Raw genomic sequence first — 16,727 nt, forward strand, 5'->3', positions numbered from 1 at the left:
AAACTGTTCCTGCACTTCTTCGAATCCCCCGCCGAGATCCTCGGCGACAACGGCAAGGTCGTCGGCCTGCGCACCGAACGCACCCAACTCGACGGCACCGGCAACGTCAAAGGCACCGGCGTGTTCACGGACTGGGACATCCAAGCCGTCTACCGCGCCGTCGGCTACCTCTCGCAGGCCGCGCCCGACCTCCCCTTCGACGAATGTACGGGCACGATTCCGAACGAGGCGGGCCGCGTGCTCGCGGAATCGGCGGATGCGGGCCGGTTCCTGCCCGGCGTCTACGTGACCGGCTGGATCAAGCGCGGCCCGGTCGGCCTGATCGGTCACACCAAGGGCGACGCCAACGAAACAGTGGCCTGCCTGCTCGACGACCGGCCACACCTGGCTCCACCCGCTGAGCCCGATCCCGCCGCTGTCGTCGATCTCCTCACCGCCCGTGGGATCGCCTTCACCACCTGGGACGGGTGGTACCGCCTGGACGCGCACGAGCGTTCGCTGGGCGAGCCGGAAGGCCGCGAGCGGGTCAAAGTCGTCGAGCGCGCGGACATGCTGCGCGCGAGTCTGGTCGGCGGGGGTGTGCGATGACCGCTGCGCGCGTGTACTGCGTGGTATCGGGTAAAGGGGGCGTCGGAAAGTCCAGTGTCACGGTGAATCTCGCGGTCGCTCTGGCTGGGCGCGGGCTTCGGGTCGGCGTGCTCGACGCCGACGTGCACGGGCATTCGGTGCCCGCGCTGCTCGGGATCACCACCGCCCCCGCGCTCGTCGACGCGAAGATGGTGCCGCCCGTCGCTTTCGGCGTCGCCGTGATGTCGGCGGGCATGTTCGCCGAGGACAATGCCCCGCTCGCCTGGCGCGGCCCGCTGCTGCACGGGGCGCTGCGTCAGTTGGTCGCCGACGTGGCCTGGGGGGAGCCGGACGTGCTGCTGATCGACATGCCGCCGGGCACCGGCGATATCGCGCTGTCGCTGGCCCAGCTGCTCCCCGAGGCGGAGCTGCTGGTGGTGACGACGCCGCAGCGCGCGGCGGCGCGCATCGCCGAGCGCTCGGGCGCGATGGCAGCCCGGACCGGGCAGCGGGTGGCGGGCATCGTGGAGAACATGGCCTGGTACGAGGCGCCCGACGGCAGCAGACAGGAGCTCTTCGGTGCGGGCGGCGCCGCGGCGGTGAGCCACGCGCTGACCGGTCTGCTCGGTGCTCCCTGCCCGGTACTGGGGCGGATTCCCTTCGATCCGGCGGTGGGCGCGGCAGGCGACGAGGGCACGCCGATCGTGATCGCCGACCCGAGCTCGCCCGTGGCGTCGGCCTTCGACGAGTTGGCCGGCGCGCTACGAGCGGACCGTCGTGGACTGACCGGGATGTCGTTGCCGGTATCGGTGGCCACCACGGCGGGGCGTGGCGACGGATGCGGCCGGGCGTCGTCGTGCTCGCTGCCCGCGGCCGGATAATCGGACCATGACCCTGCCGCCCGGAACACCCGACCTGGAGGTCCTCGACCTGCTGGTGTCGGTGGCCGAGCTGGGCAGTCTCGGCGCGGCGGCGCGCAGGCACGGCATCACCCAGCCCGCGGCGAGTATGCGGGTCAGCGCTTTGGAGCGGCGGCTGCGATTGACACTGGTGGATCGCGGCCCGACCGGGTCGGTGCTCACCGATGCCGGCCACGCCGTCGTCGGACAGGCCAGGCGGTTGCTGGTCGCCGCGGGGGAACTGATGGCGGAGGTGGAGGGGCTGCGCGCGGTCGGCGCGGCCAAACTGCGTATCGCCGCCTCGAAAACCATTGCCGACCATCGTGTTCCGTACTGGCTGGCGGCCCTGCGGACCGATCGGCCGGAGGTGGTGGTGTCCCTCGAGGTGGAGAATTCGGCACAGGTCGCGATGCTGGTCCGCGACGGAGCCGCCGACCTCGGTTTCGTCGAGGGCCCGCATCCGCCCACCGGGTTGAGCAGCCGGGTGCTCGGTGCGGACGAACTGATTGTGGTCGTGGCCCCGGGGCATCCGTGGGCGTCCCGGGCCCGGCCGGTGACTCTGCGCGAGCTGGCGCGGACCGCGCTGCTGTGGCGCGAGCCGGGTTCGGGCACCCGGGACACCGTGTGGGATCTGCTCGCCGCGCAGGCGCCGCTCGCCGGACCCGCCGCCGAACTCGGCTCGGCGGCGGCCATCGTGGCCGCCGTGGAGTCGGGCATGGCGCCCGCGGTGCTCAGCCGGCTGATCGCCGCCCCCCATCTGGCCGCGGGGACCCTCGTGGTGGTCCGCACGGCCGAGCCGGACAAGCTCACCCGCAAGTTCCGCGCGGTGTGGCGGCGTGGCTCTCCGCCCGTCGGCGCGGCGGCGCTGCTGGTCGAGCGCGCGGGCATGCTCGAGCGCGCCGCGTCCACGCCGCCGTAACCGATGTCCGGGTCGCTGTGCGGGTGTGGACTGCCGTGGCACCGGTCCGCGGATCCTCGCGAATCGAAATATCCGCGTGAATCGGGCGTTTCCGGGTATCTCGAAGTCGTTGGCAGCGGGAAGGGGAAGGGGCGCCGGGTGCGCCGCCGAACCGTCCGCAAGAACGATGCGCGAGAGTGACATGAGAATTGGAAGTGCGATTGTTCTGATCTGGCTGGTGATCGGCGTGGTGGCTGCTGTGCAGCGGGACTACTTCGACAGCAGTGGGCCGGTCGACTGCGCCGGTTTCGGCACCATCGCGGTCACCGTGATCGCCGGGCCGCTGAACTACATGGGGGTGAACCCGAAGATCGCGAACTGCGATGTGGATGTGCCGCAACCGAGTCCGTAGTGATTCCGCGCGGTGCGGCGGCGCGGCGGGGGGCGTTCGGGGATAGTGGTGATCGAGGGCGGGGGCGTTGCCGAATCGCCCGAGTCGGAGGGATGGGCTCGGTCACATGAGAATCGGTAGTGCGATTGTCCTGATCTGGTTGTTCGTAGGCGTGGTCGCGGCAGTGCAGCGGGACTACCTCGAAGGGAGCGGGCCGAGCGATTGCGCGGGGTTCGGCACCCTCGCGGTCACCGTCATCGCCGGGCCGCTCAACTACATGGGCGTCAATCCGAAGATCGATGATTGCGAGCTGCCCGAGCTGCCCGAGATCGGGGAGCCCAGCCCGTAGTTCGGGAAACCGACAACGGCCCCGCACCTTTCCGGGTGCGGGGCCGCCGTTGCGCATCGGATCAGACGCCGACCGGTTCCTTGTTCGGCAGGCCCGCGGGCTGCTGCAGATCGCGCAACTTGGCGCCCTCCACGTCGATCTCGGGCAGGACGCGGTCCAGCCAGGCGGGCATCCACCACGACCACTTGCCCATGATCACCAGCAGCGCCGGGATCAGCACCATGCGCACCACGAAGGCGTCGAACAGCACGCCCGCGGCGAGCGCGAAGCCGAAGGACTTCACGGTGACATCGGGTTCGAGCATGAACGAGGCGAACACCGAGATCATGATGATCGCCGCCGCGGTCACCACGCGGGCGCCGTGGTGGTAACCGGAGACCACCGCCTCGGCTGGCGACTTGCCGTGCACGAACTCCTCGCGCATGCGGGTCACCAGGAACACCTGGTAGTCCATCGCCAGGCCGAACACCAAGCCGATCAACATGATCGGCAGGAAGCTGACGATCGGGTGCGGATCGGAGATCAGGCCGAAGGCGCCCTCCTGGAAGATCAGCACCGTCGCGCCGAAGGTGGCCGCCATCGAGAGCAGGAAACCCAGGGCGGCGGTCAGCGGAACCAGGATGGAACGGAACACCAGGATCAGCAGCACGAACGCCGCGCCCGCCACGATGGCCAGGTAGGGAACGATCTTGCTGAGCAGCACGTGGTCGATATCGGCGTAGATGGCGGTGGGGCCGGTGATGCCGTACTCCATGCCGTACTGCGCGTTCAGTTCGGCCTCGGCGTCGCGGGCGGAAGCGACCAGATCCTTGGTGGCCTGGTTGTTCGGGCCCGCCTTCGGCACGGCGTCGAGCATGGCGCCCGCGCCGTTCTCGCTGAGCATCGGCGTGGTCACGTAGTCCATGTCCGGGTAGCCGGCCAGCCGGTCGCGCAGCGCGTTCACGGCTTCCTCGCGCCGGTCGCCCGGCACGTTCTCCAGGTCGACGACCACGTTGAGCACGCCGTTGCTGCCCTCGCCGAAGCCTTCGGTGCGCAGCTCGTAGGCCTTGCGGACGGTGGAGTCCGTCGGCATGGCGTCCTCGCCGGGCAGGCCGAGGTTCAGGTTCGCGGCGGGAGCGGCCAGGGCACCGAGGACGATCACGCTGAGCACCACCGCGACCCACGGGGCCTTGCCGAGCAGGCGTCCGAAGCGCATGCCGTTGGTGACCGTCGAGTCGTCCTCGGGGTCGTGCTTGGCGATGAAGGGCAGCTTCGGGGTGAACAGGAAGCGGCCGAACGCGCCGAGCAGCGCGGGCATCAGGGTGATCGCGGTGATCACGGCGAACGCGGCGGCGATGGCGCCGCCCAGACCCATGAAGGTCAGGAACTGCACGCCGACGATGCTCAGACCGGCCAGCGCGATGATCACGGTCAGACCGGCGAACACGACCGCCGAGCCCGCGGTGCCCAGGGCGATGCCCGCGGCTTCCTCGGGCGAATCCTGAACGGTCAGTTCGTGTTTGTAGCGCGAGACGATGAACAGCGCGTAGTCGATGGACAGCGCGATGCCGATCATCGAGGCCAGGAAGGTGGTGAAGCTGGGGATCTCCATGAAGGAGGTGCCCAGGGTGACCACCGAGATGGCCGCGCCGAGTCCGGCGATGGCGGTGATGATCGGGACGAAGGCGGCCACGATCGCGCCGAAGCCGACGATCATGACGACCAGCGCCACGGCCATACCGATCATCTCGGCCTGACCACTCGGCTGGTTTTCCTCCTGCGCGATGCTGCCGCTGAGTTCGACGGTCAGCCCGGCCGCCCGCGCGGCGTCGGCCACGTCGTAGGCGGCCTCGCGGTTCTCGGGGGTGATGTCGGCGAAGGACTCGATGGTGAACGGCACGGCGATCACCGCCACCGTGTCCGGTGCCTCGGCGTTCAAGACGTTCAGCGGCGCCCCACTGCAGGTGGCGGGGTCGGGCGCGGTCAGGCAGCCCATCGCCTCGGCGGCCAGGATCGGGTTGGTCACCGGCTTGGCGTGGTCGACGAGGTCGAACTGCCCGAGGCGCGCGACGAAGGCGTCGACCGCGGCCCGGTTGGCGGGGTCGGTCAGCTTCTGGCCCTCGGGGGCGGCGATGACGTAGGTGCCGGTGACCGCGTCGAGCGAGAAGGCGGAGGAAGCCCCCGGGAAGTGCTTGTCGAGGATTTCGGTGGCGCGCTCGGAGGGCAGCGACGGCATGCTGAAGTCGTTGCTCATCGGCTTGCTCAGCTGCGCGCCGAGCGCACCGAGGATGCCGAGCAGGACGAGCCAGATGGGCAGCACTATCCATTTGCGGCGGAAAGCGAACTTTCCGAATCGGTACAGATAGACGGACACGAGTGGGTTCTCCTAGTGACGACTGGGACGTGCTCGTTTCATGGCTTGGCGTAGACAGCACTCGCGGGGCATTCGTCTGCCCCACCTCCACAACCGCTCCTGCCTACCGTGCGGTAGGTAGACTACCTATCAACTAAGCGGAGGAACAACCTCAGTTTTCGTGACCCGGCCAACAGGGAAGAGCCGGGGTGAGAGGATCATCGGATGGCCCAACCAGACGCAGCCGACAGCATCATCGCTGGTGGCGGCACCAAGATGGCGATTCGTGACGCCGCGGTGGAGTTGTTCGGAAGCAAAGGTTTCGAACAGACGAGCTTGCGTGAGGTCGCCGATGCGGTAGGGATCACAAAGGCATCCCTCTACTATCACTATCCCTCGAAACTGGATCTGCTGCTCGCGATCATCGACCCGGTCGTGGAGAACATCCGCGCGGTGGTCGCCGACATCGACGGATTGGCGCACGATGCCGAGAACGCGCGCCGGGTGCTGCGCGACTACCTGCGCGGCATGATCCGCCACCGCGACGCGGGCTCGATGTGCGTGCGTGACACGGTCGCGGTGTACAACGCGGTGTCCGAGCGCTACCCCGACGTCCTGGAAGCGGGCAGGGTGCTCACCGACTGGCTCGCCGGGCCGGAGGCGTCCGACGAGGCGCGAGTGCGTGCCGCCGCCGCCATCTCGGTGATCACCACCGCCCTGACAGCGCACGAATACGCCCCGGGAGCCCGCGCCGAACTGCTCGAGACCACCTTGCTCGACGCGGCGACCTCTGTGCTGAACGTTCGCGTCACCGCGTAGATTCGACGTGTCGTCGGCCGGTCTGCCGTCGAGTACGCCGATACGCCAGGGAGTCCGTCGTGCACATCACCGCGAAGGTCGACTACGCGGTGCGCACCCTGGTCGAGATCGCACGGGTATCGGCCGCGCCGATGGCCAAGGTCAAGGCCGAGACCATCGCTTCGGCCCAGAAGATCCCGCCCAAGGTGCTCGAGGCGGTACTGGCCGAACTGCGCCGCGCCGACCTGGTGACCAGCAGGCGCGGGCCCGACGGCGGGTACCGGCTGGCCCGGCCCGCCGCCGAGATCTCCATCGCCGATGTCATCCGGGCTGTCGAGAGCCCGCTGGCCTCGGTCCGTGGCGAGCGCCCCGAGGACGTGCACTACGAGGGAGCGGCCGCGCCACTGCAACGGGTGTGGATCGCGCTGCGGGTGAACATCCGGGCGGTGCTCGAGAATGTCTCGATCGAGCAGGTGGCCACCGATCGGCTGCCGGAATTCGTCGGCGCGCTCACCGCCGACCCGGGGGCCTGGTCGCGCCGGTGAGCCGCGCGTGCCGCGCGTGGTGAACCGCACGCCGAGCACGAGATGAACTCCGTGCGCGCGGCGCGACTCCGCGTGAAACGCGCGGCTGAGCTCTGTGCGAAACGTAGGGGCGAGGGCGTCGTTTTGGCGGTAGCCTCCCTCACATCATGTTGATCAGTCTGCTCAGGACGTTTCTGTCCCCCTACCGCGCACAGCTGGCGGGGGTCGTCGCGCTCCAGCTGGTATCGGTCATCGCCATGCTCTATCTGCCCAGTCTGAACGCCGATCTCATCGACAACGGCGTGACCAAGGGCGATATCGGCTACATCTGGGACACCGGCCTGTGGATGCTGGCGGTGACGCTGGTGCAGATCGTGGCCTCGGCCTCCTCGGTGTTCCTCGGCGCGCAGGCGGCCATGAGCGCGGGCCGCGATCTGCGCGCCGCGCTGGTGCACCGGGTCGGCACCTTCTCCGCCCGCGAGGTCGGCATGTTCGGCGCGCCCTCGCTGATCACCCGCAACACCAACGACGTGCAGCAGGTGCAGTTGCTGGTCGTGATGTCGGTGACGGTGCTGGTGATGGCCCCGATCATGTGCGTCGGCGGCATCGTGATGGCGATCCGCGAGGACATGAAGCTGTCCTGGCTGCTGTTGATCGCGGTGCCCGCCCTTGCCCTGGCCATGGGATTCGTGGTCGTGAAGCTGGTGCCAGGCTTCCGCGCGGTGCAGGAACGCATCGACGCGGTCAACCGGGTGCTGCGCGAGCAGATCACCGGTATCCGGGTGGTGCGGGCGTTCGTGCGCGAACGCCAGGAGATCTGGCGTTTCAGCCTGGCCAACAGCGATCTCACCGAGGCATCGCTGCGGGTCGGCAGGTTGATGGCGCTGATGTTCCCGGCCGTGCTGCTGATCAGCAACCTCACCACCGTCGGCGTCATCTGGTTCGGCGGGCACCTGATCGACCAGGGCGAGCTGGAGATCGGCTCGCTCACCGCGATGCTGTCCTACATCATGCAGATCCTGATGGCGGTCATGATGGCCTCCTTCATGGCGGTGATGGCCCCGCGCGCGGCGGTCTCGGCCGATCGCATCGGCACGGTGCTCGACACCGAGTCCTCGGTGCGCGAGCCGGAATTCCCGCGGCCCTTCGCCGGTGACCCGGGCACGGTGGAATTCGCGGGCGCCGAGTTCGCCTATCCGGGCGCGGAGAAGCCGGTCCTCAGCGGCATCGGTTTCCGCGTCGAGCCGGGCACCACCACGGCGATCGTCGGTTCCACCGGCGCGGGCAAGACCACCCTGGTCGGGCTGGTACCGCGGTTGATCGACGTCACAGCGGGCGCGGTCCGCATCGGCGGTACCGACGTGCGCGACCTCGATCTGGAAATCCTGCGCGAGCAGATCGGCCTGGTGCCGCAGAAGGCCTATCTGTTCTCCGGGACGGTGGCGAGCAACCTCCGCTACGGCGACCCCGCGGCCACCGACGAGCAGCTGTGGGAGGCGCTCGAGGTCGCCCAGGCCGCCGATTTCGTGCGGGAGATGGCCGAAGGGCTCGAGACCCCGGTGGCCCAGGGCGGCACCACGGTCTCCGGCGGTCAGCGCCAGCGCCTGGCCATCGCTCGAGCCCTGGTGCGCAAGCCCAGGATCTACGTGTTCGACGATTCGTTCTCCGCGCTCGACATCGCCACCGACGCCCGGTTGCGCGCGGCGCTACGGCCGGTGACCCGCGACGCCGCGGTGATCATCGTCGCCCAGCGGGTGTCCACCATCCGCGACGCCGACCAGATCGTGGTGCTCGAGGACGGGCGCATGGCGGGCATCGGCACTCACGAACAGTTGCTGCGCGACTGCCCCGAATACCAGGAGATCGTGGCGTCGCAGCTCGGCGCGCAGGAGGAGGCCCGATGAGACCGGGTGGACCGCAGCCGGGCGCGCCGGGCACCAAACCCAAATCGTTCACCCCGTCGCTGAAACGCCTGCTGGCCAGGCTCGCGCCGGAACGCTTCTACGTCTGGTGCATCACCGCCATGGTGATCACCTCGGTGGTACTCAACACACTCGGCCCGTATCTGCTGGGCAAGGCCACCAATATCGTCTTCGACGGCGTGGTCGGCAACAATCTCGCCGGCATGAGCGGACTGTCCAAGGAGGAGGCGGTCGAGCGGCTGCGCGCGGCAGGCGACGACACTCTCGCCGACATGCTCTCGGCGATGAACGTGGTGCCCGGCGTCGGCGTGGACTTCGACGCGGTCGGCCGGGTGCTGCTGATCGTGCTCGCGTTGTACGTGACCGCCGCGTTGTTCAGCTGGGGGCAGGCCTACCTGCTCAATATCGTCATCAACCGCACGGTGAAGCGGTTGCGCGCCGAGATCGAGGACAAGATCCACCGGCTGCCGCTGCGCTATTTCGACTCCCAGCCGCGCGGCGACGTGCTCAGCCGGGTCACCAACGACGTCGACAACGTCTCCCAGAGCCTGCAGCAGACCATGAGCCAGCTGCTGACCTCGGTGTTCACCGTGATCGGCATCCTGATCATGATGTTCTGGATCTCGCCGCTGCTGGCGCTGATCGCCCTGCTCACCGTGCCGGGCGCGGTGATCGTCACCGCCATGATCGCCAAGCGCTCCAAGCCGCACTTCGTCGACCAGTGGAAATACACCGGCCTGGTCAACGCCCAGGTCGAGGAGGCCTACACCGGCCACGAGGTGATCACCGCCTTCGGCCGCAACCGTGAGGTCGGCATCGAATTCGACAAGCGCAACGACAAACTCTACGAATCGAGTTTCCGCGCGCAGTTCATCTCCGGGCTGATCATGCCCTCGATCATGTTCCTGGGGAATGTGAACTTCGTGCTGATCGCGCTGGTCGGCGGTCTGCGGGTGGCCACAGGCCAGCTCTCGCTCGGCGAGGTGCAGGCCTTCATCCAGTACTCGCGCCAGTTCAGCCAGCCGCTCACCCAGATCGGCTCCATGATCAACCTGCTGCAATCCGGTGTCGCCTCGGCCGAACGGATCTTCGAGATCCTCGACGCCGAGGAGCAGACACCGGACCCGGAGATGGCCGCGGTGCGCCCGGTCGATCGCGGGCGGGTGGAGTTCGAGGCGGTGTCCTTCGGCTACGAACCCGGCAGGCCGGTGATCGAACGGCTCTCGCTGGTCGCCGAGCCCGGGCACGTGGTCGCGATCGTCGGCCCGACCGGCGCGGGCAAGACCACGCTGGTGAACCTGCTCATGCGCTTCTACGAACTCGACGCGGGCACCATCACCATCGACGGCGTGGACATCACCGAGATGACCCGCGACAACCTGCGCTCGCGCATCGGCATGGTGCTGCAGGACACCTGGCTGTTCCGCGGCACCATCCGCGAGAACATCGCCTACGGCAACCCGGAGGCCACCGAGTCCGAGATCCTCGACGCCGCCCGCGCCGCCTACGTGGATCGCTTCGTGCACGCGCTGCCCGACGGCTACGACACCATGATCGACGAAGAGGGCGGCGGCGTCAGCGCGGGCGAGAAGCAGCTGATCACCATCGCCCGCGCCTTCCTGGCCAAGCCGTCCATCCTGATCCTGGACGAGGCCACCAGCTCGGTCGACACCCGCACCGAGCTGCTGGTGCAGCAGGCCACCGCCGCGCTGCGTCGCGACCGCACCAGTTTCGTGATCGCGCACCGGCTTTCGACCATCCGCGACGCCGACCTCATCGTCGTCATGGAGGCGGGCCGCATCGTCGAGCACGGCGACCACCAGCGGCTGCTGGAGGAGCGCGGCGCCTACTACCGTCTCTACAACGCCCAGTTCGCGGCGGCGGCCGCGGACGCTTAGATCGCCGCCGATGCGTGCGGCCGCCCTCGTGCTCTGCCCGCGGCTGCCGTCGCCGGAGCCGCGGATGCGGGGCGCGGTCGTCGACGCCGGGTCCTCACCAGCTGGGCTGCCGGAGGTCCGGGGCTGCGATGCCGCAGGTCCGGGACTGCGGTCGGGTTGCGCGGTCCGGCAGCTGTCGAGCAGATCGCCGCTCACCTCCTGCGATACGGCGGTCGAAGTCGGCCGCACCGGAGTCTGCGACGCGGTGACAGCGCCGGGCTCGGTGTAGGAGAGGATGGTCGCCGTGGAAGCCGCTCGAGCACGCGAAACGTTCTCGTTCACCGTCAAGACTCGTCTGGACGGTGAACGATGTGGACGCACCGGGGTGATCAGCACCCCGCACGGTGAGATCGCCACCCCCGCCTTCGTGCCGGTCGGCACCAAGGCGACGGTGAAGGCGGTGCTGCCCGAGACGATGCGCGAGCACGGCGCGCAGGCACTGCTGGCCAACGCCTACCACCTGTATCTGCAGCCCGGCTCCGACATCGTCGACGAGGCGGGCGGGCTCGGTCGGTTCATGAACTGGCCCGGCCCGACCTTCACCGACAGCGGCGGCTTCCAGGTGATGTCGCTGGGCGTCGGATTCAAGAAAGTACTGGCGATGGAGGCGGTCGGCGTCGCTAACGACGACGTGATCGCCGCGGGCAAGGAGCGGCTGGCCACCGTCGACGACGACGGCGTGACCTTCCGCAGCCACCTCGACGGCTCGCGGCACCGCTTCACGCCCGAAGCGTCGATGGGCATCCAACATCAGCTCGGTGCCGACATCATGTTCGCCTTCGACGAGCTGACCACCCTGCTCAATACCCGTGGCTACCAAGAGAAATCGCTGCAACGCACGCACGAGTGGGCCCAGCGCTGCATCGACGAGCACGAGCGGCTCACCGTGGCCCGCGGCCACCGCCCCTACCAGGCGCTGTTCGCGGTCATCCAGGGCGCGCAGTACGAGGACCTGCGCCGCAAGGCCTGTCGCGACCTGGAGTCGATCCGCGGCGCGGCGGGCACCGAATTCGACGGCTACGGCATCGGCGGCGCGATCGAGAAGCACAATCTCGGCGCCATCGTCGGCTGGTGCTCCGCGGAACTGCCCGAGCACAAGCCGCGGCACATGCTCGGCATCAGTGAACCAGAGGATCTGTTCGCCGCCATCGAGAACGGCGCGGACACCTTCGACTGCGTGAATCCCTCCCGGGTGGCCCGCAATGCGGCGATCTACCGCGAGGACGGCCGATTCAACATCAACACCAGTCGATTCCGCCGCGACTTCACCCCCATCGACGAGGACTGCGACTGCTACACCTGCGCGCACTACACCCGCGCGTACATCCACCACCTGTTCAAGGCCAAGGAGATGCTGGCCTCGACGCTGTGCACGATCCACAACGAGCGGTTCACCATCCGGATGGTCGACCGGATCCGGGACAGCATCGACGGCGGATACTTCGACGAATTCAAAGACGAGGCGATGGCCAGGTGGCGGGGCGGGCGGTGACCCGCCCCGCCGGAATCGGCCGCTCGACCGGGCAGCGGAATCGGCCGAGCACGGTACTCAGCTGTGCAGGGGATCGGCGGTGACCGGCGCGTAGCTCGGCTCCCGTTTCTTCAATACCGCGATCACGCGATAGGTGATCGGCATGACCATGATCTCGCACAACGTCTTCCACAGGAAGCCGACGATCACGAAGTTCACGAACTGCGCGGTCGTCTCGATGCCGATGGCCCCCGCCGCGATCGAGCAGAAGATCAGGGTGTCGGCGAACTCGCCGACCACGGTCGAACCGAGCAGTCGCGCCCACAGATGGCGTTCCTTGGTGCGCTCCTTGATCAGCACCAGCACAGCGGAATTGAGCAGCTGCCCCACGAAATAGCCGGCCAGACCGGCCAGCACCAGTCGCGGCACCGGCGCGATGACGCTACGCAGCGCCTCCTGATTCTCGTAGAACCCCGCGGCGGGCAGATTCAGTACCACGGCGAAGCACAGCACGGTCAGCACCAGCGCGGCGAACCCGCAGTAGATGGCGCGGCGGGTGGCGCGGAAGCCGTAGACCTCGCTGAGCACGTCGCCGAGGATGTAGGCGAGCGGGAAGAGGAAGAACGCGCCGTCGGTGACGATCGGCAGGATCTGGAGCGGGCCGAGCGTGACCGATCGGTCGCCGAAGAACTCGACGCCCTTGGTCGCGCAGATGTTGGAGATGATCAGCGTCGCGGTGAACAGGGCGACGATCTGTGGGTAGTACCCCCGCGCCACCTGGGCGTACGCCGCGTGTACGGGCGCGGGGTGTCCAGACCCCTCGGGCTTCACGGACTGTTCGGAATGACTCACACAGACCATCCTCGCAGGTGTGGAATACCCTGTATCCATGACGAATCCCGGCGATTCCGACGAATGGTGGAAACAGTACGGCGGTGAAGGCGTTTCGCCCGAGTCCGGCGCCCAGGGTTCGGTGCCGCAGTACCCGCAGCAACCACCGGCGTACGGACAGTCCACGCCCCCGTCGTCGCCGGGTCAGTACCCGCCGTCGGGACCGTCGCTGTACAAGTCGGGTGACTCCGGTCCGGCCGATCCCCAGCAGTCGCAGCCGGGCTACGCCCAGCAACCCGGCTATCCGCCGCAGTCGCAGCCGAGTCATCCCCAGCAGTCGCAGCCGGGGTACGGCCAGCAGCCGGGGTATCCCCAGCAGCCCGGCTACGGTCAGCCCGGCTACCCGCAGCAGGGATATCCGGCGCCGGGCGGCTACCAGCCCTACGGCCAACCGTCGTCGGGCGGGGTCAACGGCATGGCGCTGGCGTCGATGATCGTCTCGATCCTCGGCCTGGTCTCCTGCTGCACCGTCATCCTCCCCGCGGTCGGCCTGGTACTGGGCATCGTCGCGACGAACCAGATGAAGACATCGGGCGACGAGACCGGTAAGGGCATGGCGCAGGCAGGTATCTGGGTCGGCGCGGCGGGCGTGGTGCTCAACCTGCTGTACTGGGTTCTCGCCTTCGCGGGCGCCTTCGCGGGGACGCTCTAGCCGCGCAACGACGAAAGGGGCGCTCCCACACTCGGGAGCGCCCCTCTGCTGTCGGAACGGGCGGCGGTCAGCCCTTGACGACCTGCGTGCCGCCGGCGAACTTGTCGTGCCAGCCCTGCTTGTTCGGGTCCTGCTCGATGGTGATCGCGATGTAGATCGACAGGCCGAGGGTGATCAACCCGCCGATGCAGGGCACCAGGCTGACCGCGTAGAACAGGTTGCGCTTGAGCGAGGTGACCGGATCGATCGAGGGGGCGCCACCGGGGGCGACCACGCGCAGCCCCAGCATCTTCTTGCCGAGGGTCGCACCGCCCTGGGTGACCTCCATGCCGACGAAGTAGCCGAGGATCGCGGCGGTGGTGACGATGTTGCTGATCAGCGAGGCGCCGATGCCGTTGTCGAAGCCCAGGATCAGATTCATCACGATGGAGACCGGGATGCCCACGATCAGGGTGTCGATGATGCGAGCACCCAAGCGTGGCAGCAGTTCGCCGGGGGTGACACCGCCGTAGGTCTCGCTGGAGGGCTGCTGGCCGTAGGGCTGCTGCTGTCCGTAGTCGGGCTGTCCGTAGGGCTGCTGCCCGTACTGCGGCTGCTGCCCGTACTGCGGCTGTTGCTGACCGTACGGGTCCTGACCGTAGGGCTGCTGGCCGTAGGGCTGTTGGCCGTAGGGCTGTCCGCCCTGGGGATTCTGATTGGGGTCGTACCCACCGCTCGTCATCGCTACGTCCTAGTCGTCGATCGAGTGAACCGTAGATCGGTCATTTCGTACGTTACGGAGTATCGCCGGGTCCTAACAACCCGTCGTCGGTGAAGATCGTAGGCTGCCGGGGAAGAATAGCCGGATCGAAGCGCGCCAGGGTGTCCGCAGCGCTGCCGGGCGAAAATCCGAGCGAGGCGGTCAAGCGCGCGACGACTTCCTCGGCCCCGACCCCGGCGCGGCGCTGATCCTCCAGAGTGACCGACCCGTCGCGCTTGGCCAGGCGCTGCCCGTGCCGGTTGAGCACCAGCGGAACATGCGCGTAGCGCGGTGCCGGGAGTTCGAGCAATGTCGCCAGATATGCCTGGCGAGGCGTGGACGGTAACAGGTCGTCACCGCGCACCACCTGATCGATGCCCTGGTCGGCGTCGTCGACCACCACGGCCAGGTTGTAGGCGGGCACGCCGTCGGCGCGGCGCAACACCACGTCGTCCACGCTGCCTGTGTAGCGGCCGTGCAGTTCGTCGTCGATCGTGAATTCCCGCACCTCGGAACGCAATCGGAGCGCGGGCGAGCGGCCCGCGGCGCGGCGGATGGCCCGCTCGGCGGCGGTGAGATCGCGGCAGGTGCCGGGGTAGGCGCCCATCGGGCCGTGCGGCGCGCTCGCGGCCTGCTGGATCTCGCGGCGCGTGCAGAAGCACTCGTAGGTGCGGCCCGCCTCGGTCAGCCGCTCGATCGAGGTTTCGTAGAGTCGGAGCCGCTGCGACTGGCACACCACCGGCCCGTCCCAATCCAGACCGATGGCCGCGAGATCCGCGAGCTGGCGTTCCTGAGCACCGGGCCGCACCCGGTCCAGATCCTCCACCCGCAACAGGAAACGCCGACCGGTGGAACGCGCGAACAACCAGGCGAGCAGCGCGGTGCGCAGGTTGCCCAGGTGCAGATCACCGGACGGGCTCGGCGCGTAGCGGCCCGCCCCTGCGGATTCGGGTGGCGGCACGACAGTCATCGTAGGGGCGGCTGCCCGCCCGGCTCCGGCGCGCGGCTCGCCCGACCCTCGTCCCCGGCCGCCGGTGCCGTGTTCGTTCCCGGAGAATCCGGCGTCAGCCGGGTCGCCAGGTCCGCCTCGGTGATCGGTTCGCCGCGATCGAGGGCACCGAGCAGCCGACGGGCGTGGGCGATGATGCCGGACCCGTCGATGTCGTAGGGAAATGCGGCGGTAGGCGAGCTATCTCCTCGCAGTTGGGCTTCCAGCCTCCCGATCGCCCGGGTGAGCAGAGTCCGCGCGCCCTTCGGATTGCCGCGCTGGAGGTGCGTGATGCCCACCGCGTACTGCGCGAGGCCCTGCCACAGCATCTTCTCAGCGAATGGCCCGTTCTTCCACGCGGCTTCCAGTACTTCGTGGGCATTGAACGCAAGACCGTCGTCGAAAAGTTGCTGGGCGAAGGTGAGGGTTTGCTGGGGTGGCAGATTCAGATCGTCCGGAATTCGCGGCACGCCGACACTTCCGATCGGAAGGGGCCTGCCGAGGCGATCCCGTGGGCGTGGATTTCGTGCGCGACCTGCCTCGTCGCGTGGACGTTCGACCATAACCCTCATGATCCACGGTGTGCGGGCGGAATGGCACCCCGGCGGTCCATGTGGAACGCCGACGAGTGTGATCACGAGACAATCACGGAACTGCCGGGGTGGCGTGCCCGCGCCATTCCTCGGCGGGCGCACCGTGGGCAATTATCGGGCAACCCACCTTCTTCGCAAGCATGGCAAACTTGTAGAGCCCAATTGGCAAGAGCCGGGCAAACTCCCGGTCAAGCTGCTACTGTCTGAACCGCGGGGGTCGCCCTCGCAGGTGTTCTCACCTCGAGCCCGATGGCGATGACAACGCACGGGAGAGTTGCGCGCTACCACCAGGCGCACCGCGGGAATCGGAAGTTGGTCACCGCATTCCGGTGCTAGTCAGCACGATCCGGGAATCAGTTATCTCGTTTTCGACGCAGCAAAGGAGCTAGTGCCGTGGAAGTTGATGTGACGGGCGCTGTGTGGCGGAAGAGCTCATACAGTGGTCCCGACGGGAACTGCGTGGAAGTGGCATTTCTCGGTGACGGCAACGTAGCGGTCCGCGACACCAAGGACAACGGAATCGGCCCGGTGCTGGCATTCACGCCGGGAGAATGGGATGCCTTCGTGAACGGTGTCTCCGCGGGGGAGTTCCAGCGCGGCTGAGTGGAGCCCGCCGGAACTGCAGCAGCCGGCCCCGGGTCATCGTTCGGACTCGGGGCCTTCGCGTGTCCGCGCGCCGCTGCCGACCGCTCGTCGACCAGGTGTTCCGGCGCGGCAGGCGGCCCGGCTGCCGCGGACAGGTCCGCTCGCGGATCGGGCACCCGTGCCGGTGCGAT

Annotated in this window: 15 protein-coding genes and 2 pseudogenes; 12 read left to right on the plus strand and 5 right to left on the minus strand. The window is 68.3% G+C overall.

Features of this window, described 5'->3' with window-relative positions; all coding sequences use genetic code 11:
- The 5 genes and pseudogenes from IU449_RS25770 to IU449_RS25790 all read left to right on the plus strand — a co-directional run.
- A pseudogene (locus IU449_RS25770) lies at positions 1-588 on the plus strand (pyridine nucleotide-disulfide oxidoreductase); the annotation flags it as partial.
- Entirely contained in the window at positions 585-1,448 is an 864-nt protein-coding gene (locus tag IU449_RS25775; RefSeq protein ID WP_195004758.1) for an Mrp/NBP35 family ATP-binding protein, read from the plus strand. The pseudogene IU449_RS25770 and the gene IU449_RS25775, both read left to right, overlap by 4 nt.
- 7 nt (positions 1,449-1,455) lie before the next feature.
- The gene (locus tag IU449_RS25780) at positions 1,456-2,385 is read left to right on the plus strand and encodes a LysR family transcriptional regulator (RefSeq protein WP_195004759.1); all 930 of its coding nucleotides are present in this window, start codon (positions 1,456-1,458) and stop codon (positions 2,383-2,385) included.
- 181 nt (positions 2,386-2,566) lie between these two features.
- Entirely contained in the window at positions 2,567-2,776 is a 210-nt protein-coding gene (locus tag IU449_RS25785; protein ID WP_195004760.1) for a hypothetical protein, read from the plus strand.
- A 106-nt stretch (positions 2,777-2,882) separates the two neighbouring features.
- Complete coding sequence (locus tag IU449_RS25790) at positions 2,883-3,104, plus strand: hypothetical protein (RefSeq protein WP_195004761.1); 222 nt, start codon at positions 2,883-2,885, stop codon at positions 3,102-3,104.
- Positions 3,105-3,165: 61 nt separating this feature from the next.
- Here the strand turns inward: IU449_RS25790 and IU449_RS25795 are convergent, their stop codons facing one another.
- Positions 3,166-5,457, minus strand: a complete 2,292-nt coding sequence (locus IU449_RS25795; protein ID WP_195004762.1) for an MMPL family transporter — start codon at positions 5,455-5,457, stop codon at positions 3,166-3,168.
- A 204-nt stretch (positions 5,458-5,661) separates the two neighbouring features.
- Between IU449_RS25795 and IU449_RS25800 the strand changes: the two genes are divergently transcribed.
- The 5 genes from IU449_RS25800 to tgt all read left to right on the plus strand — a co-directional run bounded on the left by IU449_RS25800 (position 5,662) and on the right by tgt (position 12,109).
- On the plus strand, positions 5,662-6,255 hold the full coding sequence (locus IU449_RS25800) for a TetR/AcrR family transcriptional regulator (protein ID WP_195004763.1): 594 nt from the start codon (positions 5,662-5,664) through the stop codon (positions 6,253-6,255).
- Positions 6,256-6,314: 59 nt separating this feature from the next.
- Positions 6,315-6,779, plus strand: coding sequence for an RrF2 family transcriptional regulator (locus tag IU449_RS25805; protein ID WP_195004764.1), 465 nt, complete (start codon positions 6,315-6,317; stop codon positions 6,777-6,779).
- Between the two features lie 146 nt (positions 6,780-6,925).
- A complete protein-coding gene (locus tag IU449_RS25810) occupies positions 6,926-8,662 on the plus strand; it encodes an ABC transporter ATP-binding protein (RefSeq protein WP_195004765.1) in 1,737 nt (578 codons plus the stop codon).
- The gene (locus IU449_RS25815; RefSeq protein WP_195004766.1) at positions 8,659-10,578 is read left to right on the plus strand and encodes an ABC transporter ATP-binding protein; all 1,920 of its coding nucleotides are present in this window, start codon (positions 8,659-8,661) and stop codon (positions 10,576-10,578) included. The genes IU449_RS25810 and IU449_RS25815 overlap by 4 nt, the downstream gene beginning before the upstream one ends.
- A 274-nt stretch (positions 10,579-10,852) precedes the next feature.
- Positions 10,853-12,109 (plus strand): tRNA guanosine(34) transglycosylase Tgt, encoded by a 1,257-nt coding sequence (tgt, locus tag IU449_RS25820; protein WP_195004767.1) that lies wholly within the window; start codon positions 10,853-10,855, stop codon positions 12,107-12,109.
- A gap of 57 nt (positions 12,110-12,166) precedes the next feature.
- On the opposite strand, the gene IU449_RS25825 is transcribed toward tgt, so the two are convergent.
- Positions 12,167-12,949: a queuosine precursor transporter gene (locus IU449_RS25825; RefSeq protein WP_195004828.1), complete on the minus strand. Its 783-nt coding sequence runs from the start codon at positions 12,947-12,949 to the stop codon at positions 12,167-12,169.
- A gap of 28 nt (positions 12,950-12,977) precedes the next feature.
- On the opposite strand from IU449_RS25825, the gene IU449_RS25830 reads away from it, so the two are divergent.
- A complete protein-coding gene (locus IU449_RS25830) occupies positions 12,978-13,631 on the plus strand; it encodes a DUF4190 domain-containing protein (protein WP_195004768.1) in 654 nt (217 codons plus the stop codon).
- A 67-nt stretch (positions 13,632-13,698) separates the two neighbouring features.
- On the opposite strand, the gene IU449_RS25835 is transcribed toward IU449_RS25830, so the two are convergent.
- The 3 genes and pseudogenes from IU449_RS25835 to IU449_RS25845 form a co-directional block, all read right to left on the minus strand.
- The gene (locus tag IU449_RS25835; protein WP_195004769.1) at positions 13,699-14,352 is read right to left on the minus strand and encodes an RDD family protein; all 654 of its coding nucleotides are present in this window, start codon (positions 14,350-14,352) and stop codon (positions 13,699-13,701) included.
- A 52-nt stretch (positions 14,353-14,404) separates the two neighbouring features.
- The gene (gene gluQRS, locus IU449_RS25840) at positions 14,405-15,331 is read right to left on the minus strand and encodes a tRNA glutamyl-Q(34) synthetase GluQRS (protein WP_416382240.1); all 927 of its coding nucleotides are present in this window, start codon (positions 15,329-15,331) and stop codon (positions 14,405-14,407) included.
- A 101-nt stretch (positions 15,332-15,432) separates the two neighbouring features.
- A pseudogene (locus IU449_RS25845) lies at positions 15,433-15,921 on the minus strand (DUF309 domain-containing protein); the annotation flags it as partial.
- Between the two features lie 447 nt (positions 15,922-16,368).
- On the opposite strand from IU449_RS25845, the gene IU449_RS25850 reads away from it, so the two are divergent.
- The gene (locus IU449_RS25850; RefSeq protein ID WP_416382243.1) at positions 16,369-16,554 is read left to right on the plus strand and encodes a DUF397 domain-containing protein; all 186 of its coding nucleotides are present in this window, start codon (positions 16,369-16,371) and stop codon (positions 16,552-16,554) included.
- The last annotated feature ends 173 nt before the right edge of the window (positions 16,555-16,727 follow it).

Origin of the sequence: Nocardia higoensis, from assembly GCF_015477835.1 — a bacterium.
Taxonomy (GTDB): Bacteria; Actinomycetota; Actinomycetes; order Mycobacteriales; family Mycobacteriaceae; genus Nocardia; species Nocardia higoensis_A.

Bases quoted from the DNA above. Each gene is read 5' to 3' on its own strand.
- IU449_RS25775 (WP_195004758.1), top strand. From the start codon at position 585: ATGACCGCTGCGCGCGTGTACTGCGTGGTATCGGGTAAAGGGGGCGTC.
- IU449_RS25780 (WP_195004759.1), top strand. From the start codon at position 1,456: ATGACCCTGCCGCCCGGAACACCCGACCTGGAGGTCCTCGACCTGCTG.
- IU449_RS25785 (WP_195004760.1), top strand. From the start codon at position 2,567: ATGAGAATTGGAAGTGCGATTGTTCTGATCTGGCTGGTGATCGGCGTG.
- IU449_RS25790 (WP_195004761.1), top strand. From the start codon at position 2,883: ATGAGAATCGGTAGTGCGATTGTCCTGATCTGGTTGTTCGTAGGCGTG.
- IU449_RS25800 (WP_195004763.1), top strand. From the start codon at position 5,662: ATGGCCCAACCAGACGCAGCCGACAGCATCATCGCTGGTGGCGGCACC.
- IU449_RS25810 (WP_195004765.1), top strand. From the start codon at position 6,926: ATGTTGATCAGTCTGCTCAGGACGTTTCTGTCCCCCTACCGCGCACAG.
- IU449_RS25815 (WP_195004766.1), top strand. From the start codon at position 8,659: ATGAGACCGGGTGGACCGCAGCCGGGCGCGCCGGGCACCAAACCCAAA.
- tgt (WP_195004767.1), top strand. From the start codon at position 10,853: ATGGTCGCCGTGGAAGCCGCTCGAGCACGCGAAACGTTCTCGTTCACC.
- IU449_RS25825 (WP_195004828.1), bottom strand. From the start codon at position 12,949: ATGGTCTGTGTGAGTCATTCCGAACAGTCCGTGAAGCCCGAGGGGTCT.
- IU449_RS25830 (WP_195004768.1), top strand. From the start codon at position 12,978: ATGACGAATCCCGGCGATTCCGACGAATGGTGGAAACAGTACGGCGGT.
- IU449_RS25835 (WP_195004769.1), bottom strand. From the start codon at position 14,352: ATGACGAGCGGTGGGTACGACCCCAATCAGAATCCCCAGGGCGGACAG.